The sequence below is a fragment of the Priestia sp. FSL H7-0729 genome (genome assembly GCF_038005685.1).
Taxonomy (GTDB): Bacteria; Bacillota; Bacilli; order Paenibacillales; family Paenibacillaceae; genus Paenibacillus.
This window is the reverse complement of sequence record NZ_JBBOTQ010000024.1, coordinates 20,071-42,320: the sequence shown is the minus strand read 5'-3', so window position 1 is coordinate 42,320 and position 22,250 is coordinate 20,071. Positions and strand designations below refer to the sequence as shown.

The following is a 22,250-nucleotide window of genomic DNA, read 5'->3' as shown; positions in this document are numbered from 1 at the left end:
TACCGGCGGCAAGCCTGGCCCGGGCTGCGCCGCACGTGCGTGCTGCGGCGCAAGATCCTCCTGAAGCACCACGGGTGCTTCAGGCTCTGCAGGAGCAGCCGCCGGCTTCGCCTCGGCGCTCTCCTGCGCATGTCCGAGCACGTTGCCCAGCACACGTGCTCGCATGCCTGGCGGCGGTGCCACGGGTTCCGCCGCAAGTGGCAGGAAGCCAGTCACTTCCTGCAATTCCCTCACCTCCTGGCGACATGCTTCGCAAGTTGCCATATGGGCTTCAAACGTTGCCACTTCCTCTGCTTCCAGTCCGCCTAGCACATACATCGGTGCCAGATCAGACCACTCCTCATGTCGTTCTATCATGGATGTATGCCCTCCCTTCCCGCGTCCGGATGCAATTCAGCATCGGCCAGCAACTTTTGAAGCTGTCGCATGGCAAGCCTGACACGGCTCTTTACTGTACCCAACGGAATCCCGAATCGGCTGGATACTTCCTGCTGGGTTAATCCCGCATAATATATTGATTCTATAACTTGTTGCTGATCACCATTCAGTTGGGACAACGCCTCTTTAATCCGGGTGCCTTCCCATTTACGCTGCACTTCTTCTTCCGTATTTGTATGCTCATCGGCATAGGCCGCCAGTGTCTCGTGTTCAACCGAAGTAGACGCTGCCCCTTTCGATTTCCGCCTCAGCATGTCCACTGCAATGTTACGCGTAATCGCAAACATCCATGTGGTCAGCTTCCCCTGTGAGGCATCGTAACGTTCAGCATTATTCCAGACCCGCATAAAAAGCTCTTGAACGGTTTCTTCTGCCGTCATGGGATCGCCAACGATCCGATAGGCAAAAGAATACACCGCCCGTTCATAACGGTCATATAAAAGCTCCAGTGCGGACGCATCACGTTCCGCAATCTGCCGCATTAACCTGCTGTCCTCCATCGATTCAGTCATGCGAGGGCCCCTTTCTATTTCTTCCCTCTTATTATAACCTACGCAGAAACTTTTGAAGAGGATTACCTCAATTGAGAAATAGTTTGAAAAAAATCTGTATATTTTCAGACGAGCATTTCAGCTTCTGATTTGAAGGACCACCAGAAAAACATGTTTTTCTGTTCGCCCTTTCCTTTTTATTGCAATAAATTACAACCTGTGGTATAGTATAAGAGTTGTATCAAACAACCTCATATGATTTCTGTCTTCTTTAAACCCCGGAATATTTTCTTCATGCTGCGACCGCAGCGAATTATGCACAATCAACCTATGAAGATTGAAGAACCTGAATCACAATAACCCGGTAGTACAGAGTTTCACAAGATGTTCCCATTCACACTGGCGCGGTCATCGGAGCCGCAAGGACAAAAGAGAGGTAGGGCTTTTGTTGTTTTGGATATCACTTATTCTTGAGAAGATTGAAAACATACACAAAGCACCCGGAATTGGGTTCCGGGTGTTTATCTATGTCTACATACACATTTCAGCATCGTCTACAGACTGTCAGACACCACCCATTCAGCAGAACAGTCTCTCCTTCCGCTTATCAGGCTAACCAGACGCTAACGAATCCTGCACACCTTATATTGATGATTTCCGTGTTATGTAAAATCTAACGAATTTCAGCCCCGTTAATCCATGTCACTTCATGATGATAAGCTGCAAATATGCCCAAATTCCGCTCATAAGACGTCTACGATTCGTTAAACTTATGAAATGACAAAAATGCATGGAATAGAACCTGTGGAGTTCGTTAAAGAAAGCAATCCCAATGCTCCTTTTCTTAATTCTAATAAAAAAGGGACACCGCAGGATGAAATCCTACGCTGTCCCGCTCTGAATCATAGGTACGTTATGTCCCCACATCGAACTCAAACTCCGAGTTTATTTAGAGCCCCTATCGTAACGCTCCACGATCAACAAGGTCTCCTTGCACTCACAAATACTTAGATAAACATCGTTTTGGAGATAATAACCAGCAAGATGAACAGTACGAGGATCGTACCCATCGACCCCCAGCTTCCGCCGCCATGACCATAGGATACTCCACAACCCTGTTGATAACCATGCATCATTGGAGCCTGATTGGCATGGTGTCCGTATCCATAACCATATCCCATTGGCATTGTTCCACAACCATATCCATACCCATGCATTTCATGACCTGTGTATTGGTATCCTTGCATATGCTCATAACCTCCCATATGTCCGTATACGTGTCCCTGTCCGTTCGGTGAATTCGGTTTTACTTCGCTCATTGTTCATTCCTCCTTAACATTTGCCTACACCCCTAAGCTATGTATTCTGCCTACCTCTGGACCGGGCTATGGCCCTCATTTTGACAAAATGGGCGTTTAGCCATGGAGTAATCTTCTCCCTTTTCGCCTCTGCTATCTTATCCGTGTCTATCGACCATGCTTGTCCTCAACTAAAAAAACCCCACCGGTTGCCCGGCAGAGCTCGCCATATTATACCCAGAATGATTTAGTGATGATTACGAGAAGGATGAACAGAACCAGGATTGCTCCAGTCGATGTCCAGCCGCCGTATCCTGCGCCTTCAACTACGTTGCCCATGTAGAACCCTCCTTTACGAATATATTAGGGTCCAAGCGGTTTATTAGATCAAGAATGCTTTAGAGATGATGACCAACAAGATAAAGAGAACCAAGATCGCGCCAGTCGATGTCCATGCGCCGCCGTATCCACCTACTACTCCACTCATGTAAACCCCTCCTTTGATTTGAGGTACAGTTCACTATATGCACCAATCACACATGGGACCGGGCTCAGGTCAAAAATGGGCTGCTCTTTTTTTAACAGACGAATCTCTTCTTGCACATACACACAGAATTAGTTCTAAAGTCTGAATGCAATATTCAAATGTAATTTACTTATAAATAAGTCTTACAGTTACAGTAGTAAAACTAATGTATTATCGTTCAATGAGGATACCAATATGGTATATTATTAAATTTAAAGTTGTTAAATACAGACGAATTACCTTTTTGGTAATTATGAATACTGAAATCTTTATTAATGTTATTATTTTACTAATAAAGTAGAAAGGAGTGTCTATGCCCACTCTTGGCGAACGTATTAAACACTTGCGGGAAATAAAGGGGTTATCACAGAAAGAATTATCACTTCAAACCAATCTTACAGTAGTCCAATTGTCCCGGTATGAAACCAACCACAGGAAACCTGATCCAGACGCTTTAGGTCGCCTCGTGAATTTTTTGGGAACAACCGCTGATTATCTTATTGGACTTACCAAAAAACCTTATCCCGATGTCGTCACCCCAGATCTGGATGAACATCTTTTGTTTTATCTGCAACACCCCGTACATGGAGCCTTCTTCCGAGAATATTTTCATGCCCCGGATCAGCTCAAGGATGAAACCAGGCAGTTTTTTAAATTTATTAGCGAGCAATCACGAGCAACTGAACTTGATTATCCCAAATAAAAAGATGACCTTAGAAAAAATCCCAACCGATGGGAAGCACATTAGGAGAAATTAGACATTATGAAGAAACTTATTACGATTTTGGCACTAACCGCATTACTTAGTGCTTGTGGTAATTCAGACACAAACACAACAGCTGACACCCAAACCTCGGAAGCGACCAAGGCAACTGAAACTGTCTCAGCAGAAGCTAAAGCTACAAAATACACTACATATAGCGGAGAAGGATTTTCTTTTGCATATCCTGAATCCTGGAAAAGCGTGGATACTAGTCAAATGAATGTTCCAGCAATTAAAGCTGCTTTCTCAAACCAATCCTCATCAGCCACATTTGCAGATAATATTAACATGTCGATTGAGGCTAGCCCATCAGGTTCAATCAATCCTGAAGAATACGCCAATAATGTAGTTGATTATTACACACAAAACGGTTCAAGTATCGGCATTTCCGATTATAAAAAGACCAGCTACACGAACAAGCCTTACAAAGAATATAGTGCTGGTGTCTTGGAGGGATCCTATAAGCATTCCTCGGGTACAGATGTTGTCCTCGTCCAGTATCTGATTCCGACCAATGCAGAACTCTACAGCATGACGCTAACCTACGCAAAGGATACTTATAATCAGGACGAGATCAATGATATCCTTGATTCCCTGATCATTACTGCTCCTCTGGAGCAAACAGCACCAACTGCAACGACTGGAAATTCATCTGTTATGACATCAGCTGCCGATTTCTTTAATGAGTTAACTCCATACATTACAGAAGACACGGCCTTTATGGAGCAGGCTTCTTACAATTTCATTGGTAAACATAGCGATCTATTCCCGGCCATTACGGCAGAACTGAGCAAAAAGGTACAGGGTCTCGTTGACTCGAATGTAACGACCCGTCATCTGAATAAAAATGTGGCCAACTATTACAATACTTTCGTACAAGTTAACGGTGAAGTCATTTCAGTGGAAGAAGATAGCTCTCTCGGAGCAACTTTCTCTGTCGTTCATGTCATGGATGAGAACGGAAACGACATTATAGCATTATACCCTGCGACGACCGGAGACTTGCTTGACGGCGATTACGCTACTGTTATTGGTGTGCCAATTACCAATTTCTCATTTGAAAATGTTGGTGGTGGTTACACCAACGCCACTTTAATTGGTGCTTCTTTGGTAATTGCAGATTAAACTGTTATATGTGTATATAAGAAGGACCAGCTTAAGGTTGTTAAGCTGGTCCTTCTTATTTTTTAATCTAGAGATAAATCTCTATCTTACGAGCCAAAGTAGACATCCAACTTGCCTGTAGGTTGGGTTGTGGCCATCCACACCGCAGCCAGATTATCGGGTGCCTGGGTATAAGCCGTGATATAGTCACCGATGAGGACTGTCGGGGTCGGCGAGTTTCCGTTTGGATTAAATGAGGTCGTAGTGAGTCTTCGGTTGGTAAAGGTCGCCCCCCCGTCAAATGACTCTGCCACAAAGACATCCAGCAAAAATCCATTGATCTGGTTGGTATAATAGATGACCCGTATTGTACCCGTAAATGGAGATACCGTAATGGAAGGAAAGAAATTCTGCGATCCCACAGGTGCCCCAGTAATACTCACCGGCTCACTCCAGAGTAATCCATCTGGTGAACTGCACATGAATACATCCGTATAGCCATTCCGAGCATCGTTCCAAACGGCGTAGACCGTACCACTATATACACTGTTCGATATATCCGCAGTAAGATTCAGGTTGGTTTGAACGCGAAATGCATAGTTGGGTACAGGCAGAACCTGCGGCGATGGCACAACGGAGGCAATAAGTGTGGACTGATTACTTATAGGCGGCTGGAATGTAACGCCTCCATCATAAGATGTCCGAAGTAACGCATACGCGCTGCCCGGACCCGTGAGGATGTAGCCGGCATAGACTTCCCCTGTGAATCCAATCCCGATGGTCGCCCGATCATGAAAGCCTCTGGGGTTGGAGATCCGGTTGGGAATCTGCCAGGTTGATGCCACATCGACAGATCGTTGTATGAAGATTGAAGATGCCGCTGTTGCCAGCGGAGTATAACCTACATAAACATTCCCTCGGTACGGGCTGCCTGGTGTACGATCACAGGCAACAAGCGGTTCGTCATTGTGAACGATAAGTCCATAACCTCTGTTAACAAATACAGGCGGAGTCCAGGTCACCCCGTCATCCAGAGACGTATAGCTGATAATGGTTCCGTCGTTATCCCCATTGAATACATGCACCGTCACAATGAATGTGCTTGGAAAGGTATAATCTATCGTTGGCGCTTCCGCGCCCTCATATCCGGACGGTTGCGGCAGGGTCGTGGTAGACCAGGTCTGCCCTCCGTCAATGGAGCGGTAGAATCCCGTTCTGGTTGGTCCGGTACTTGTATCGACGGCAACAACACACATGATATTGGGCAGTAATTCGTTCACCGCAATCGACGGTTCAAACTGGCTGCCTCCCAATGCCCCAGTAATATTTACAATCGGCATCTGCATTCACCTCCGTCTGATGAATTTATGGAATATTGGTAAATCGGTCGATCCATACCATCTCCGATTGCAGCACACGCTGTGTAACATTGCCCACGGAGTCCAAACTATAAGCCTGAATAAGCGTGCTGGTTGCACTGAAAAAGTCACTTTGCACCTCAAAATAATCCGCTGTATTCAGTGTATACAACAAGGTTCTGGACACTTGGGGGCCTAACTGGAACAGATCATGACCGATTGGAATACGGGCCGTCTGGGAAGTATCCCAACGAAAGACCTGAAGTTCGATATTGGTTGAAATATTGAGAGAATCGTTCAAGCAGGTCACAATTAATTGCGTGGCACGGTCTCCTCCCGTTGGAGAGTTATAGAGAAGACCTGTACTATAAGGCATCATAAATTCCTCCTTTCCTCTATACCGCCGCCGACACAGCCTGACAGTATACTGTAAAATATGTAAATGCCTCAAAAAAGACACGGCAGAATATACCATGTTTTGAGAGAATCCTTTAGTGATCGACAAAGTTCGAAAAGTATAATTAAACGAAAAAATGCAAGCCCCGTATGGGACTTGCATTAGTGATATCAGATTAATTTATTCGTAGACACCATGCTCTGTTAATTTGGTTTTACATGAAGTGATGTCAGTTTATCCTGAACCGATTGTAACTTCTGTATACTTGAGGCGTCCGGTTTATCACGACGGTCGTCGATCTTGACAGATGTGGACACACGCTGAGCTCCCGACAGAAACGGCGCTTCATGCAGAGCAGCAATTGCTGTAAAGATCTCGTTAAGCGGTCCCTCAATAATGGTGCTCATGGAAGTCAACTGATATGTAATGCCCCGCTGATGTTCCAATACTTTTTGCATGTCCGCCACATAACTGCTTAGACTCGTTGTACCCGTTCCGATTGGAATGACCGTCACTTCTGCTATTGCCATTTTGCTCCGCCTCCTCTGGGCCCCGTGAACAACCGCTGCCGCTAATTTTAGTCGATTTTTGACTATTTTTATTCTACCAGTTGAATGCGTTACAATTCAAACTGACGTGAACACGTCATTCAAAATGTCCAAAAAATTTTTTTGATAAATCTTCAAATCTTCCAGTCCTTTTCCTTTGCGGATTCCTGGCTTAAATGGTATACTCGGAATTACGTTTCACTGGTTCTGCCCACTTTACAAACACAATATGTTGGGTTAAAGTATGTGAACAGCTACAAAATGTAGTAACGCTAGATTTCTCCGCTTCTAATAGTCACCTTCTGCATTCTCGTGAATAACAGGATGAATTCACCTCCAAAGGCACGTCCCTGTAGGTGTAAATCGCTTTCTCGATACAGAGTTGACATAGAGGTTAACGGGGCTGTTTGGACTGCATCCGGTATCCTCAAACTACAGGCACATCTGCATATAGACAAAAGCTTACATAAGCACCCTTCTCTGTCGATATTCTGAACTCTAAGACAGTAAGGAAGCCAGAGCATCCATGGGCATTTTCAGCCGAGAGGCGGGAGAATGCTTTTTATATGAGCATGTTCTGCATTTGTGCTGCTTTGTGCTCCTCAAGTTGAGCGATATAGACATGAACTTGTCACCGCCGTTTCAGTCCGCAAAACGTAACCTATTTCTTTTTCTCACCGTAAGAAAGACACTCAATTCTTTATATAAAGAATTTCTCCAATTTATCTCTTAAACATGCGAAAGCGAGGAATATTCATGCCACAAGTTGTGACCAAGCCGAACAACCGCCAGCTTGCCTTTGATGATATGCGCATCTCGGTATATGCCGACCGTATCCTGGAAGGACTGGACATGCTCGACAAGGAACGTCTGGTACGCGGGGTAAACAGCAAGCTCCGCCGTGATGAAGTTACCGGAGACGAAATCAGCAACGCTTTTATGATGAGCGCACTGGAACTGGTAACCAAAGAGGAGCCTAACTGGAAATTTGCAGCGGCACGTTCCCTGCTCACTTCCCTGTACAAAAAAGCAGCTACCAACCGCAGATACAAGTCTTACCCGGACGAGCCTTATGGGGCATTCCATCCTCTTCTTGTAGATCTCGTGAAAAAAGGCATCTACCGTGAAGAATTGCTGGAATGTTACACCAAAGAACAGATTGATGAACTTGCGGAGTGCATTGACTATCGCAACGATCTGCTCTTCGATTACATCGGCTTGCTCACATTGGCTGAACGTTACCTCGCTCACGATTTTGATGGAAAAGTCATGGAATTGCCACAAGAACGTTACATGGTTATTGCCATGTACCTGATGCATCAGGAGCCTGCTGAGAAACGTATGGATCTCGTCAAGGAAGCTTATTGGGCAATGAGCAACATGTATATGACAGCAGCTACACCTACGATGTCCAATGCGGGCAAAAAAGTGGCTGGACAGCTCTCCAGCTGCTTCATTGATACTGTGGACGACTCACTTGAGGGCATCTTCGATTCCAATACAGATGTAGCCCGCCTGAGCAAAATGGGCGGTGGCATCGGCGTGTACCTCGGTAAAGTCAGAGCACGTGGATCGGATATCCGTGGACACAAAAACACAAGTTCCGGTGTAATCCCTTGGATTCGCCAACTCAACAATACAGCGGTCAGCGTAGACCAGCTTGGTACACGTAAAGGTGCCATTGCCGTATATCTGGACGTCTTCCACAAAGACATTCTGGCCTTCCTTGATCTGAAGCTGAACAACGGTGACGAACGGATGCGTGCACATGACGTATTCCACGGGATCTGTCTGCCTGACCTGTTCATGGAGCGAGTAGCCAGCCGCGGTGAGTGGAGTCTGTTCTGCCCGCACGAAACGAAAAAAGTGATGGGCTGGAAAGATGAGAACGGTCGTGCACTCGGACTGGAAGATTTCTATGATGAAACTGTAGGCGCAGGCGCGTTCCGTGAGAAATATGAGGAAGCGGTCAACCACCCGCTGTTGTCCCGTATCACGGTTCAGGCGATTGATATCATGAAACGTGTTATGAAATCCCAACTGGAAACGGGTACGCCCTACATGTTCTACCGGGATACCGTTAACCGTTCGAACCCGAACAGTGCACACGGCATGGTATACTCTTCCAACCTTTGTACCGAGATCATGCAGAACCAATCTGCCACTGTGGTAGAAAAGGAAGAACTCGTAACCAAAGATGGACAGACTCGCATCGTGATCTCCAAAGTACCTGGGGACTTCGTTGTCTGCAACCTGAACTCCATTCACTTGGCACGCGCCGTGCCTCACAATGTACTGGAGCGTCTGGTACCAATTCAGGTGCGCATGCTGGACAACGTTATCGACATTAACAACATCGAAGTGCTGCAAGCCCAATACACCAACAGCCAATATCGTGCAGTCGGTCTGGGAACATTTGGACTTCACCATTTGCTTGCTCTCGAGGGCATTCGCTGGGAGTCCGATGAAGCGGTAACGTACAATGATAATCTATACGAAAAAATTAACTACCTGCTTGTGAAAGCCAGCATGGAGCTGTCCAAGGAAAAAGGTCATTATCCTAAATTCAAAGGTTCCGATTGGGAGAGTGGTCACTACTTCGACCAACGCGAGTACACGTCAGGTGAGCGCGTAGGCGAGTTCGTGACAACAGAACAGTGGAAAGAACTGCAAACCCAAGTACAGCAAAACGGTGTCCGTAATGCTTGGATGTTCGCCATTGCACCAAACGGTTCCACGTCCATCATTGCCGGCTCTACGGCCAGCATTGACCCGCTCTATGAGCTGTTGTCATATGAAGAGAAAACGACATACAAGATTGCCAACCCGGCACCGGACCTGTCCGAAAAAACAATCTGGTATTACAAAACAGCATTCATGGTCGATCAGCATGCTTCCATCAATATGGCTGCTGCACGTCAGCGCCACGTCGATCAGGGACAGAGTTTCAACCTGTATGTTCGTCCGGATATCAAAGCAACGGAATTCCTGGAACTGCACTTGCACGCCTGGAGAGCCGGCATGAAATCGACGTATTACGTACGTAGCCGGGCATTAACCATTGAAGAATGCGATTCTTGCGCAAGCTAAGTTGTATCCGTGATAAAGAAAGCTGACTAGATTCACGATGACCACCAGGGCATCCTGTTTTGATTGCAAAATGGCGTTGCCCTGGTTCTTTTTTGCCTAAAACACGATCACAGCATCGCAAGATGTTGATATAGATGATGTCCCTAAGTTCTGTCGGCAGAACATTATGAAATTTCAAGGAGTGAACGGACGATGCAAGTACAGAAAATTTTCAACACCGAAGCCCCTAACCAATCCACCCGTATTATTGAAGGTGAATGCTCCGGTATCCTGAACTGGAATGACATTCGCATGCCTCATATGTACAAATTGTACAAAGTACTGCTGCTCAACCACTGGATCGCAGACGAGATTCCCATGTCCAAAGATGCTTCCCAGTTTGCTCAGCTGGACGAGGAAGAGCAACGTACATTCAAAATCAACATCTCCCTGCTCGCGGTACTTGATTCCATGCAGACGATGTTTGTGGGTGACGTAAAACGTTACTTTACCGATTCTTCACTCGAGGCAATCTCGGCCATTATCGGACAACAGGAAGTTGTTCATAACCAATCGTACTCTTACGTCCTGTCTTCCATCGTATCGGATCGGGAGCAAAAGGAAATTTTCGAATACTGGAAACATGATCCAGTCCTGCTTGACCGCAACCGTTTCATCGCTGATATCTATCAGAACTTCCGGGACGAGCCGTCTCCACAGACGTTCTTCCAGGCGATGGTAGCCGATCTGGTGCTTGAAGGGATCTTCTTCTATAGTACATTTGCCTTCTTCTACAATCTGGCACGTGACCAGAAAATGATGGCAACCAGCCAGATGATCTCGTATATCCAGCGCGATGAAAACCAACACTGTTATTTCTTCGCTGAAGTATACAAACAGTTGCTGGTAGACTTCCCTGAACTGAACACACCTGAGAACATGGAGTATGTATACACAACCATTAATCGTGCGGTTGAGCTCGAAACCAACTGGGCACATTACACACTCAGCAACGTACGCGGCATTGACCTGAACGAGTTGGAAGACTACATCAAGTACATCGCCAACAAACGTCTGCGTCTGATGGGTATGGAAAAAGCATATGAAGGTGTGGATGTAAACTGCATGCCTTGGATCAAACCATTCTCTGATGAAGCACTGAATGCAACCAAAACCGACTTCTTCGAAGCAAAATCCCGTAACTACGGTAAAGTCGGCGACGATAACGGATTTGACGATTTGTAATAAAGAATAGAATATAAATAAAAACAGCACACCCTGAACAGTGGCTACTATGCCTAAGTTCAGGGTGTGTTGTTTAATTCGTATGTACAACATCATTCCAGTGTTGAACTATTATAATTTGATAGAGATATTTCTTAATCTAATAAATTCAAGAATCGTATATAATTCTTGAAATTTGTCATTTCTCAATCTTCTTTCATCTGTGGTATGAATATGAAACGGGTCATACATCGTGATACTAGCGGGTGTTTCATCAGGATGATAATGAGCATGGAATTTCATAACCACCTCTTTTTGAGCATCATACCAATCATACCAATATAACTCGATGAATACCCCGTTTCGATCAATCTCCTCTACACAATACATCTTCGATAAATCAGTAAAGACAATTGTTTTACGAATAGTTCTAGCGCTGTTTGGAAGACCCTGGGCCCCATCTCGAATCTCCATAATAATATCTGAAAAATCATTCTCAATAAAACGAAAATTACTTTTCGGTATCTTTAAAGCCAAGACGCTGCCTCCCCAAATGGTGTTTCCAAACTTGTGCATCGGTTTCTTCTTCAGGTGTTAAGTTCAATTTAGTTCCGAGTGTATGTTGGAATTCCCCTTTGTATTTATCTTCATATAAGGCAATTTGCCCCGTGTGGTAATCCAGGTCACTGACTTCCAATGTTGATTGGTGTTCTGCCTCTTCCTTTTTCCACATCGTCACGATGTCTTTAATCGTCGTTCGCTTCCCTGATCCATACACATATGTAGTATCATCTGGGATGAGATTATGTTTGTTGGACCCGGCTCTTTGAATCCCGATAAAACGGCCTTGATCAATCCAGTTGAAAATCGTCGTAATACTTACTCCAAAAAAAACAGATAATTCTTTAGGAGTATAAGAATGTACAGGTTCAGTGGAGGGAATAACACTGTCTGTAATGCCTGTCGGTGCATCCACTGCTTGACTTAACGCATGTTTGAGAAGCGTAACATACTTTTCTCTAAAAATATCTGTATCTTCAAAGATAGATTCATCCAGGCTACGAACAAATTCAGCATTATTTTTGACTGCAAGTGCCAGCACTTTGAAAAGTAGAATGCTATTATCCGTATTGCTCAAGCTCTGAACTAACTCAGAAGCAATCTCATCCGTGTTCTGACTAAATATATTCTTTTCAACTCTTGTGATTCCCATATCCATCTCACCTCACACTCCTAGTATAGGATAGTAAAGTTTAACTTTCAACATAATACTCAAACAAAGTTAAACACAACTTAAACTCTACAAAATCAAACTTAAAGTATACTTAAACATTATGCTACGAAGAGCTTGATTTATACATTCTCCAACAAACATACACTTATTATATAATGAAGGGAGACTCACATCCCTCCTAACGAAATGAGGTCTATTCATGGAAAGAGAACTGCTGGACCAAATTAACTTGTGGCATGAGCAGGACCAATTCAGTCTCATTATTGAACGTATCGAGCGTATCCCCGTCTCAGAACGAGATTATGAGCTCATTGGTCAACTCGCCAGAGCCTATAACAATGATTCACGTTACCGCGAAGCCATTCACCAACTGATGTCTGTCGAGGAGCAAGGGGTAAACGACCCCCTCTGGCAATATCGCTTAGGGTACGCGTACTGTTATATCGCCGACTATGAACAAGCACTATTGGCGTTTGAGAGAGCTGATGAACTTCAGCCACATGATGAATCCACCCTTGAATTTCTTAGTCAGATCCGACCTTTAGCCGAGAAGATGCGGCGGGATCGACAACGCCATGAAGAACATGTTACAGCATGGGAGCAGCGCGGCACGTTGAACCATCTTCGTGCTGCTTCAGGAACGTACGACCCAGCGACATTCTGGAAGCAGAGTGATTATGCACGGGACAACCATGTGTCGGCTCCCTTTGACGAAGCCACGATTGTATCGCTTGAACACGAATTGGGTTATAAGCTCCCTGCCTCCTATATTCAGCTTATGCATACCCAAAACGGCGGAATACCTACACGAACGGTGTTCCCAACCGAAGAAGCAACCTCCTGGGCTGTGGACCATATTGAGATTTCAAGTATTTTGGGGATCGGCCGGGACAAGATGTATTCCCTTGGAGGAGAGTTTGGGAGTCGGTTCATGATCGAAGATTGGGGATATCCCGACTTGGGAATTGTGATATGTGATTGTCCATCCGCTGGTCATGATATCGTTATGCTGGATTATCGCTTCTGCGGCCCTGAAGGCGAACCCTGTGTCGTTCATGTGGATCAGGAAAATGATTATGAGATTACATATCTTGCGCCGAATTTTGAAGCTTTCATCCGTGGATTGGTCGATGAGGATTGGTATGACCTGTCTGACGAAGAGAATGAGGACTAAACTTCAGGAGGGTCCGGCCATATGACAACCCGTATCTATTTTGGTTCCAATCAACTTGGCGAAGTGGCCGCAGTTTCATTACAGGATGCGCTGAATGAGCTTGGCCTGGGAATCCTTGAAGACTATCGACGAACGGATAAAGGGGTTATGGGTCAGACGCTGCTCATTCGCTCTTCCCGTGGAGAGTATATTCTGAAAGGCAATCCTTTATATGCAGGACAGTTACAGGAAGAAAAGTTCTTTGTAGAACAGCTGGCAAAACATACGTCCATTCCTGTCCCTGACCCCTATTTATTACAGGAAGATACCGAACTTTTGGGCTGGAGTTATGCCATCATGCCGCGCCTGCCCGGAAATCACCTGTATGATCCAGCATTCCAGGCTTCACTGTCACAGCAAGATCAGGAAGAGATCGCCTGCATGTTAGCCCATACTCTGGCTGAACTGCACCGCTGGAAGGTGCCTGATGCCGGGGAATATGATCCTGTAGCACAGCAGATTGTTTCCTTTGCAGGCGATTATCTGGACTGGTTGTACGGAACCATTCGCCACTGGTTACATGATGCGGAGCAGTACTCGGTGATTACGGACGAAGATGTTCAGTGGGTGGACGAGCAATTCAAGAATGCTGAACCGGCATTTCGTTCCAAAGCTGTTCCAAGTTTTGTCATGGGAGACTTCAAGGTTGAGAATATTCTGATTCAACATGTGGACGACCGTTCTTCCGGGTGGCAGATTAGTGGACTGTTCGATTTTACAACCGCCTATTTCGGAGACGGTACAGCCGACCTAACCAAAATATCCACCAGGTATGTTCGTGAGGGTCAACCAGAGCTCGCTGCACAATTCCTTCGCTGCTACCGGGATTTGATCTGCGCAGCAGATGAGGAGAAGTGCCAACACTTCCGTACACGTCTCAGTATGCATCTGCTCTATCAACGTATCTTGTGGTGGGGGGAAGCCAAAGCGACAGGAAAAGTGACGTGGGCGGCAGACCTGCCTTTTGCACAGTGGGCTCAGCAGTCCATTGATTCAATTCTCGCATTGCTGGATGAGTAGATTTGGACAGGTTGCTCAAGGTAGCAGCCTCCAAACTAACGTATGTATCGTTCCATATATGTCGCCCAACATCTGGACGCACAGATATAACCGCCAAAGATCCAAATGATCTCTGGCGGTTTTTGTCATCTCACTATACCTCAGTCAATGATGGAATTCTCAACTTAAGCTTGTGCGACGGGTGACTCCTGATGTTTCTGCAAAAACTCCAGCATCTTGCGGTATACGAGAATCTCGTTAGTCTTTCTGGAAAAGCCGTGTCCCTCATCATTCAGAACGATGTATTCCACATCAAGTCCCTTCGACTGGAGCGCAGCCACGATCTGATCGGATTCAGCCTTCACGACCCTTGGATCATTGGCACCCTGAATGACCAGCATCGGATTAACCATCTGATCGAGATACGTAATCGGTGAATCCGTTGTTAAGCGTTCACGGTCACGGACCGGATCCCCCAGCCAGTTGTCCATCATTGGCTTCCAGTCTTCAGGTACGGATTCAAGGAATGTGAACAGGTTACTTGGCCCAAAAATATCGACCGCAGCCCGGAAGAGCTCCGGATGGCGACCTGCCAATAACAGGGTCATATATCCCCCATAGCTTCCACCTACCACAAACAACCGCTCTGGTGAGGTAATTCCCTGATCAAACAGCCAGTTGATCCCGGCAACACAGTCCAGTCTTGGCCCTTCGCCCCAATCTCGTTCAACCAATTTGACGAACTCCGCACCATATCCGGTACTGCCCCGGAAATTCGGTGCAAAGATATGATAGCCCTGAGCGAGCATCATCTGAAACATCGGCCGGAAGAACTTCGCTTCCGAGGCTTGCGGTCCACCATGAGGCCAAAATACCGTGTAACCATTGGCCTGCTCCGGTTTTGCTTTGAACAAGAGAGCTTCGATCTCCAATCCATCGTAAGAGTTATACCGAATAACGTCAGGGTACACGAGATCACTTGGGTCAAGTCCCGTTACCCGATTGGCAGTCAGCGGCTCCCAGGACTCAGCACCGGCCATTAGGCGATAAATGTTATGCGGTTGGATCGCTCCACGTCCGAGGATATACACATTACCAGCCTTCGTAACGTTGACTTGTTCTATCGTATCCAGCGGCATCTCTACTCGCCGAGGCTCATCGGCATTTTTGCCTAATACGTACATACGATTCTCTGGCCCTGTAAGAGTCCAGAAATATAAGGTCTCGGAAGCCTGATGCCAGCGGATAAACTCCACATCTTCCCCTTCGATTTGGCACAATAATCGGAATTCGCCGGTATCCATACGATACTCAGCCACATAGGAATATGCCGAGTCATCATTGGTAATGAACAGAAGGTGATTATTATCTGCAAAAATCAGATCGGAAACCTGACTATGGCGTTCGGAGGCTGGCAAGATCACCTGTTCCTTACCGTCACGATACAGATGTGCCGTCTGATATGTATTCGAGTACATTTTGAGGATGACATAACTCTTCTCGTCTGGACTTACAGCAGACAGGCTACTCGTAACCTCTTCTCCACTGTATAACAGTTCGTCTTCACCAGTCTCCAGATCGATGCGGCGTGAATTCAGATAGTTCGGATTACCCGCGCTGGTGACATAATAGAGGCGCTGTCCATTTTCGGACAACTCAGAAAAATAACAACGATCATTCGGCTCGGCCGATACAATTGGAAGTGGAACGCCCCCTTCCGGTTTGAGTGCATATAGATGGTAGTTCTCGTCTCCATCCCGATCAAACGCGGTTAGAAGATGACGTCCTTGCGGGTCTGACTTAATAAATTGACTGCTCTGATTCAAGTACGTTAAAGGATACGGGTATCCTCCAGGTAGATCCATTGCCCAAATATTCGGCTGACCGTTCAGGTTACTGTCCATGAACAACCGTTTCTCGTCTGCCGATACGGCAAAATGCGAAATGCGGTACGTCTGAAAATATTGCTCGACATCCGGTTTAGGGAACTGAATCATGACAAACCTCCTTGGAATTGAACCAATGAATTTAACATTGGTAAATTAAGGTACCATTTGTCCATATTATAGGTAATGCCAATGTTTAGACAATAGATATGTAAGATTTAATTTTTTATTTAACCTTGGATCCGTTTATCATCAGCGACATTCATCCACCTTATTCGTGGTTTGGTCTTTCCTGGAGTGCATAAGGTGGCGGAATAATTCGGACCCACGTTCAAAGACTGCAAACTATAATGTTGCCCTTCCCGTTCCACAACGTAATGCCCGTCTCCCCCTTTTCCCATCGTATTCAGATTTCGCCATTGTCCGCATAGAGATAAACCACATGCCTTAATCCAGGCCTCTTTTTGTGTGAGAACTTGCCAAACACGCCTGATCGTTACCTGTTCTTCCTCCTTGTGGTCCAGTACATAACACTGCTCCTCTTCTGTCATAAATCGCCTGATCACAGCACTCATCCGCAACAACGGACGTACATGCTCAAGATCAATTCCCAGCGCTGTATGAGCCGCTAAAGCCAGTACACAACATCCTTCCGTATGAGAAAGGTTAAATTGTGGTCCACTCTGAACATGGGGTTTGCCTGAAGTCCCATATTCAATATGAAGATCTGACGCTGATTGACCCGTGTACATGGACAGTACTTCTCTCAGAAATGTGCGCGACATAACCAGCTTTTGTGCATCATGCATGCATTGTTTCTGTTTTCTCCGTAAACGATCACGTTCATCCTGGCTCAGTATGCAGGTGTCTGTATCCAAGCCTGACAAAAAATCCTCTCCCTTGTTCGGAAGAGGCAACGTCCATATATGTACTTCATGTCCTACAAAATAAAGTGCAGTGGATTCCTTCCATCCTGTAATTGCAGGTTTCACCAGGTCACCCCTCTCCCTACTCTGCTTGCTCAACGAACCACGGACATTCTTAGATGATCCGGTTTCGCTATACGTTTAAGGTTCATTTCGATCTCCTCAACTGTCAGTTTCATAGCACATTCACTCATTTGCATATAATTCAGCCCGATAACGCCATATTCAGAGATATGCATGCAACGTTTTTTCAATGAATCCATATCTGCATAATGATTGCCGATCCACTTCATCCGAGCATAGTGTATATCTTCGGAAGAGAGCATACGGTCCTGAATGCGACTACATTCTTCCTTAACTCGTTGGTATAATTGAATGGGATCAACGGAATATCCACAGACATTGGAGAAAGCAAATTCCTGTCTGTAATAGTGATCCCAATGACTCCCCTTCCCGAGCAAACCTGACTTTACACTCTCTGTGTAGAATGTTGAAGTCTCTCCCAGAAGAGCCTCGATACCAATCATGGTTGCAACCTGAGTCTCCAATTGCATAACCGGCCTTTCTTCCTTAAAGCCAAAACGGACAAGAGGCACTGACGATCCACCACTCATTTCCTTATACGTCTCGTCCTGTTCCTGCAACGGCTGAAGGAATGGAGCAGGGGACATGATCTTGGATCGAGCCATTGGATAATTCTCCAACCATTCGAATATTTCTGTTGGTACAACAGGACCCACTACAGCCACAGACATTCGAGAAGCCGCATAATGACTAGTATAGGCATCATTCAGCCATTCTACGGTAATATCAGCAATACTCTCTGATGTGCCTGCCACATCCAGAATGATTGGATGGTCGTTACCATACATCATCTGTAACAATTGCTGAAGAGCCAGCCAGGAGGGTTGATCCTTGTACATCTCCAGTTCCTGATGAATCGCCGCCCGCTCACGCTCAATGTGTTTATTCGTGAAGTACGGCGTTGCAATCATATTCATAAAAAGTTGAAGGCTGCTCCTTAGATTGCCTGTACAAGCAAGTTGGTACGTCGTTACATCATAACGCGTCAGCGCCGACGTTGAAGCCCCTTCGGCATGAAGAAGTGATTTGACTGACTGACCATCGGGATTGTAAAACATCATGTGTTCGAGAAAATGTGCCGTACCCGCAAGCGTAATATCGTGAATGGACCCATAAGGCACAGAACAGGATACAAACGTATGATTGTACTTGGGTTGTGGCAGTACAATCACGTTCAGTCCGTTGGATAAACGCTTGCAGACATATGAATTGAATGTGGTACTATTCATGATTCCCCTCCTGTACTATGCGGAATATTCACTCTCAGGGTACAGAATCCACGTGACTTCTTTTCTCAACTTGGTAGCAACGGAAGCCACCCTTTCCGGAGTCACTTCTGCTATCTCCTTAAGGAACTGTGCAGTAGACATCTGACTATCGCTCAACATCTGATCCATATGATTTGTAATGACCTGATGTGGCAGATCGAATCCGACCTGAACATAATGCATCACATTCTGCACAGCGATATATAACTCCCTCTCGGATACATCTCCGTCACAGATTCTCTTCCATTCCGTATCAATGCCTTCGAGAACATCCGTCACGTTAGCACTGCTGGTGCCCGTTGTGATGTAGAGTGTTTCCCTAAAATCATCCAGTGTGCTGATAACCTGATATACCAACGGGGAACGTTCACGTAATCCAACCTGCAACCGGGACGCGGGTGTCGCTCCAAATAAGGTATGGAATACAAACAAAGCCGGATATAGAGCAGAACCATATCGAATACCTGTACGATAAGTAACATTGATTTTGCACTGGTGAATGTCCAACAATTCCATCATCATTGCTTCAGCCTCACGTGACTCGCCAGGATTACCTTGTCGTTCCTCCACTTCTTCCTCTCTCGAATCCGGTGTGAACCCACATCCAAATTGTTCCCAGATCAGATCCATCATCCGTCCGGGATGAATATCGCCAAGAACATGAACATGGATCGGATTACGGAGTAATGTCTGATAGTACTGATGTAACTTATGAGATACGACAGAATGCCGGAGTTCGTCCAGAGCCGATTGGCGGTTCTGCCCTTCATATCCCATCCATTCCAGACAACGACTTTGCACTACCTTGTCCCAATCCGTTCCATCATGCGCGATATGATGTTCGGTCCAAGCCATTTCCTCCTGTACTTGCATTTCTTCGAACATGCCTTGATCATCAATCGCTGGGTCATACAACATGTCTGCGAGTAACTGCACAGCGCTATGTATGGTTTCAATCTGTGTTCCGGCTATTAACTTATCATCTGTTACACGAGGTATGCGCATCGTGATCGCTGCAATCTGAGTATCGCCTTTGTAATCAAAATGACAGGTCAGTTCTGCACCATACAGGGACCATACATGTTGTTGAAGCAACCTGTTCGATGGAAAGCGACGACAGCTGTTCATTAACAAGCGGACTATCATGACAAATATTGCTGCGGGTATGATTTTCCGTGCATTGATCAGATTGATCTGCACGTAATGATTGGCATACTGTTGTGTTGGCAGCACATGTACCGACAGATTGTTCCGCCGCTCGGTTGTAAAAGACTGCATCCCCACTCCTCCTCTCACCTCCTACTACGAACCGATATTATAGATTGCTCCGCTGTCCGTGTTGAGACCAAGCTGTCCAAATCCATCGAGCGGCTTGGATATCCAATCCACCCGACTGTCCGCTTCAGCACCCACAGTTACTTCATCATCTCGCCAATGAATGACCTGCTGGTGATGCCTGTCCCAGAAACGCCACAAGGCTGGCTGGCTTAACAGTTGCTCGCGAAATGGCTCGTATATCCTGTTAGCAGAAGCCTGAATGTCCTGATCCAATACAATCGGTGGCAGGAAAACGATCTTGGAACGGAAATCCTCCGTAAGGGTCATAAAGTATACACATACCGGCTTCTGCGTCTTGGCTAAAATACGAAAAATACCACTTCGCGTGCGAATTTTCGAACTTAGAAAAGACAGTTCAACAGCATGGTTATCCGTATTGAATCCGGTCTGTCCATCTACAAAAAGACTGAATGATCCACCTTTTCGCAAATGGGAATACAACCTGATGCCAATCATCTCATCCTCTGCATTGAGCAGTTCCGCACCTGCATACTTGCGGATGGCCTCCCAACCGGACAGCTTCTTCTCTTGTTCCACTGTTTCCTGCTCGGCAATCAAATAGAATGGAAGCTTGGCAGACATATGACCTGCACGTATTTCCTGTCCAATCGTAATCATATTGTGCCTCACGAAACCATAATGCCAAGTTAATAATGCACCACCTTCACGTAACGTTGCCTGTAGGTGTTCCCGCCCTTCTACCTCATCCCACTCCATAAACGAATAGGGGCTTTTCTTGTGCTCATTAATGGTACGAAGAAATGCGAGATAGTCCATCCAGATGGACTCAGCAGACTGCTTCGGCTTAAGCGGAGCCATCTCCTTGATAATGTTCATCAGTGCATAAAAGGACCCCAAATGAATGCCGTCCTTCCGCTCCTTATGAAGCTCATCTCTGACCTGTTCACGGTACATATCATATAAAGATCTAAAGTTCATCATCTACGTGTCCCCTCCAAGGCTTGAGATACTCTAAGAGCACTCTTTCCGTGTCGCAGGTAATTTCGGTGCATCCCATCCATCATATAGGTAAGCATTCGGAGGGCCATCTCATATTGCCCCGGAATGCGTTCTTCCAATTCTGCTTCCTGTCCTTCAACCATATCAAAGCCCACGTAGGGCAAGGGGGATTCCAGCGCTGCAATCACACAGTTTCGAGTGTTAAACCATGAGGGGCCTCCACTGATAGGAAAATCAACATAAGGAAAGCTTCCAGGATCAAGGCAGTCCAGGTCAAACGATAAATAGGCCGCTTCCGCCTCAAACATGTGCTGTAACTCAAGCAGGGTTGTCGTCACCCGTTCCGGGGTCATCTGTTCCGCAGGAATCTGAACCAATTTGGGATGTTTGTACATCTGATCTACAGAACGCAGGCCGCGCAGACCAATCTGCACAACTGCGGCGATACCATCCTCTGCCAGTAGATGCCTCACAAAATTGGCATGATGCATCTCATCCTGATGAATGGCATCCACCCCGCAATCATGATGGGCATCGAACTGGACGAGCATGATTCTTGTGTTGGATCGACGCAATATGGATTTCAGGATGGAATACGTAATGGAATGATCGCCACCAATACAGCACAGTAGTGCTTCTTCCCTCTCGGTATAACTCAGAGCTGAGTCAAGACCCACGGAATAGGAAGAATCCGTATCGTCTATTTGGCAAGTACCCAAATCCTGCATTATTACAGATTCAAGTAATCTCTGGCCACTGCCAATGTCATATAGTCCTGATATACGGGATTGCGTCAGAACAGGATACATTACCTTTTTCCATGATTCGGCCCGAAGCGATTGCTCAAATCCAGCGACTTTCGATCCCTCCATACCTGAACCGCCCGAATAGGGAATGCCCAGCATATAGAGTTGCGGTGAATCTTGACCTACAAGAGGTTCAAGTGAAAAATAAGGCACATCTGGTGGTTCAACGCCATCTAGCTGGGGGATCGGACGTGTCTCCAATTCTGGAGCGGGTTCAATCTGATAGAACTGGCTGAACGTCTCATCGGCTGCAATCAACGTATCACCGATGCGGCGTACCAGGTATGCAGGTTCCGGAGCTTGCATATAGAGACCTCCTC

The 22,250-nt window shown here is 46.0% G+C and carries 22 protein-coding genes; 6 read left to right on the top strand and 16 right to left on the bottom strand.

Annotated elements, in window-relative coordinates:
* From MHH93_RS27440 to MHH93_RS27420, 5 genes are all read right to left on the bottom strand, one after another.
* Nucleotides 1–357, bottom strand: a 357-nt coding sequence (locus MHH93_RS27440) for a zf-HC2 domain-containing protein (RefSeq protein ID WP_500056632.1), incomplete at its 3' end; no start/stop codon positions are given.
* A complete protein-coding gene (locus MHH93_RS27435; protein ID WP_500056631.1) occupies nucleotides 354–950 on the bottom strand; it encodes an RNA polymerase sigma factor in 597 nt (198 codons plus the stop codon). The genes MHH93_RS27440 and MHH93_RS27435, both read right to left, overlap by 4 nt.
* Before the next feature lie 986 nt (nucleotides 951–1,936).
* The gene (locus tag MHH93_RS27430) at nucleotides 1,937–2,248 is read right to left on the bottom strand and encodes a hypothetical protein (protein WP_017690878.1); all 312 of its coding nucleotides are present in this window, start codon (nucleotides 2,246–2,248) and stop codon (nucleotides 1,937–1,939) included.
* A gap of 210 nt (nucleotides 2,249–2,458) precedes the next feature.
* Nucleotides 2,459–2,566 carry a sporulation protein YjcZ gene (locus MHH93_RS27425; protein ID WP_190945226.1) on the bottom strand — a complete coding sequence of 36 codons (108 nt, stop codon included), beginning with the start codon at nucleotides 2,564–2,566 and terminating at the stop codon, nucleotides 2,459–2,461.
* A gap of 43 nt (nucleotides 2,567–2,609) precedes the next feature.
* On the bottom strand, nucleotides 2,610–2,714 hold the full coding sequence (locus tag MHH93_RS27420; protein WP_017690880.1) for a hypothetical protein: 105 nt from the start codon (nucleotides 2,712–2,714) through the stop codon (nucleotides 2,610–2,612).
* Nucleotides 2,715–3,066: 352 nt separating this feature from the next.
* Between MHH93_RS27420 and MHH93_RS27415 the strand changes: the two genes are divergently transcribed.
* Nucleotides 3,067–3,456, top strand: coding sequence for a helix-turn-helix domain-containing protein (locus MHH93_RS27415; RefSeq protein WP_500056630.1), 390 nt, complete (start codon nucleotides 3,067–3,069; stop codon nucleotides 3,454–3,456).
* A 60-nt stretch (nucleotides 3,457–3,516) separates the two neighbouring features.
* Nucleotides 3,517–4,641 carry a hypothetical protein gene (locus MHH93_RS27410; RefSeq protein ID WP_500056629.1) on the top strand — a complete coding sequence of 375 codons (1,125 nt, stop codon included), beginning with the start codon at nucleotides 3,517–3,519 and terminating at the stop codon, nucleotides 4,639–4,641.
* An 86-nt stretch (nucleotides 4,642–4,727) separates the two neighbouring features.
* On the opposite strand, the gene MHH93_RS27405 is transcribed toward MHH93_RS27410, so the two are convergent.
* The 3 genes from MHH93_RS27405 to MHH93_RS27395 all read right to left on the bottom strand — a co-directional run bounded on the left by MHH93_RS27405 (nucleotide 4,728) and on the right by MHH93_RS27395 (nucleotide 6,905).
* Nucleotides 4,728–5,960 carry a hypothetical protein gene (locus MHH93_RS27405; protein WP_500056627.1) on the bottom strand — a complete coding sequence of 411 codons (1,233 nt, stop codon included), beginning with the start codon at nucleotides 5,958–5,960 and terminating at the stop codon, nucleotides 4,728–4,730.
* Nucleotides 5,961–5,985: 25 nt separating this feature from the next.
* The gene (locus tag MHH93_RS27400) at nucleotides 5,986–6,357 is read right to left on the bottom strand and encodes a hypothetical protein (RefSeq protein ID WP_500056626.1); all 372 of its coding nucleotides are present in this window, start codon (nucleotides 6,355–6,357) and stop codon (nucleotides 5,986–5,988) included.
* Between the two features lie 221 nt (nucleotides 6,358–6,578).
* Nucleotides 6,579–6,905 (bottom strand): MTH1187 family thiamine-binding protein, encoded by a 327-nt coding sequence (locus MHH93_RS27395; RefSeq protein ID WP_500056624.1) that lies wholly within the window; start codon nucleotides 6,903–6,905, stop codon nucleotides 6,579–6,581.
* A gap of 774 nt (nucleotides 6,906–7,679) precedes the next feature.
* On the opposite strand from MHH93_RS27395, the gene MHH93_RS27390 reads away from it, so the two are divergent.
* The gene (locus MHH93_RS27390; protein ID WP_500056623.1) at nucleotides 7,680–10,013 is read left to right on the top strand and encodes a ribonucleoside-diphosphate reductase subunit alpha; all 2,334 of its coding nucleotides are present in this window, start codon (nucleotides 7,680–7,682) and stop codon (nucleotides 10,011–10,013) included.
* 192 nt (nucleotides 10,014–10,205) lie between these two features.
* Nucleotides 10,206–11,237 (top strand): ribonucleotide-diphosphate reductase subunit beta, encoded by a 1,032-nt coding sequence (locus MHH93_RS27385; RefSeq protein ID WP_105601435.1) that lies wholly within the window; start codon nucleotides 10,206–10,208, stop codon nucleotides 11,235–11,237.
* Nucleotides 11,238–11,348: 111 nt separating this feature from the next.
* Here the strand turns inward: MHH93_RS27385 and MHH93_RS27380 are convergent, their stop codons facing one another.
* Both MHH93_RS27380 and MHH93_RS27375 read right to left on the bottom strand, forming a co-directional pair.
* Nucleotides 11,349–11,753 carry a hypothetical protein gene (locus MHH93_RS27380; protein ID WP_500056621.1) on the bottom strand — a complete coding sequence of 135 codons (405 nt, stop codon included), beginning with the start codon at nucleotides 11,751–11,753 and terminating at the stop codon, nucleotides 11,349–11,351.
* Nucleotides 11,728–12,435 carry a MerR family transcriptional regulator gene (locus MHH93_RS27375; RefSeq protein ID WP_500056619.1) on the bottom strand — a complete coding sequence of 236 codons (708 nt, stop codon included), beginning with the start codon at nucleotides 12,433–12,435 and terminating at the stop codon, nucleotides 11,728–11,730. The genes MHH93_RS27380 and MHH93_RS27375 overlap by 26 nt, the downstream gene beginning before the upstream one ends.
* A 214-nt stretch (nucleotides 12,436–12,649) precedes the next feature.
* Here MHH93_RS27375 and MHH93_RS27370 point away from each other — a divergent pair, with 214 nt between their 5' ends.
* Together MHH93_RS27370 and MHH93_RS27365 are read left to right on the top strand one after the other, a co-directional pair.
* On the top strand, nucleotides 12,650–13,624 hold the full coding sequence (locus tag MHH93_RS27370; RefSeq protein WP_500056618.1) for an SMI1/KNR4 family protein: 975 nt from the start codon (nucleotides 12,650–12,652) through the stop codon (nucleotides 13,622–13,624).
* A 21-nt stretch (nucleotides 13,625–13,645) separates the two neighbouring features.
* On the top strand, nucleotides 13,646–14,683 hold the full coding sequence (locus MHH93_RS27365) for a phosphotransferase family protein (protein ID WP_500056616.1): 1,038 nt from the start codon (nucleotides 13,646–13,648) through the stop codon (nucleotides 14,681–14,683).
* A 164-nt stretch (nucleotides 14,684–14,847) separates the two neighbouring features.
* Here the strand turns inward: MHH93_RS27365 and MHH93_RS27360 are convergent, their stop codons facing one another.
* The 6 genes from MHH93_RS27360 to MHH93_RS27335 all read right to left on the bottom strand — a co-directional run bounded on the left by MHH93_RS27360 (nucleotide 14,848) and on the right by MHH93_RS27335 (nucleotide 22,236).
* Entirely contained in the window at nucleotides 14,848–16,659 is a 1,812-nt protein-coding gene (locus MHH93_RS27360) for a S9 family peptidase (RefSeq protein ID WP_500056615.1), read from the bottom strand.
* Nucleotides 16,660–16,778: 119 nt separating this feature from the next.
* Nucleotides 16,779–17,540 carry a 4'-phosphopantetheinyl transferase family protein gene (locus MHH93_RS27355; protein WP_500056613.1) on the bottom strand — a complete coding sequence of 254 codons (762 nt, stop codon included), beginning with the start codon at nucleotides 17,538–17,540 and terminating at the stop codon, nucleotides 16,779–16,781.
* Nucleotides 17,541–17,569: 29 nt separating this feature from the next.
* Nucleotides 17,570–18,787: a M16 family metallopeptidase gene (locus MHH93_RS27350; RefSeq protein WP_500056612.1), complete on the bottom strand. Its 1,218-nt coding sequence runs from the start codon at nucleotides 18,785–18,787 to the stop codon at nucleotides 17,570–17,572.
* Nucleotides 18,788–18,802: 15 nt separating this feature from the next.
* On the bottom strand, nucleotides 18,803–20,104 hold the full coding sequence (locus MHH93_RS27345) for an insulinase family protein (protein ID WP_500056609.1): 1,302 nt from the start codon (nucleotides 20,102–20,104) through the stop codon (nucleotides 18,803–18,805).
* A gap of 24 nt (nucleotides 20,105–20,128) precedes the next feature.
* Nucleotides 20,129–21,106 carry a lysophospholipid acyltransferase family protein gene (locus MHH93_RS27340; protein ID WP_500056607.1) on the bottom strand — a complete coding sequence of 326 codons (978 nt, stop codon included), beginning with the start codon at nucleotides 21,104–21,106 and terminating at the stop codon, nucleotides 20,129–20,131.
* On the bottom strand, nucleotides 21,103–22,236 hold the full coding sequence (locus MHH93_RS27335) for an arginase family protein (RefSeq protein ID WP_500056605.1): 1,134 nt from the start codon (nucleotides 22,234–22,236) through the stop codon (nucleotides 21,103–21,105). Before MHH93_RS27335 ends, MHH93_RS27340 begins: the two co-directional genes overlap by 4 nt.
* Nucleotides 22,237–22,250: the final 14 nt, after the last annotated feature.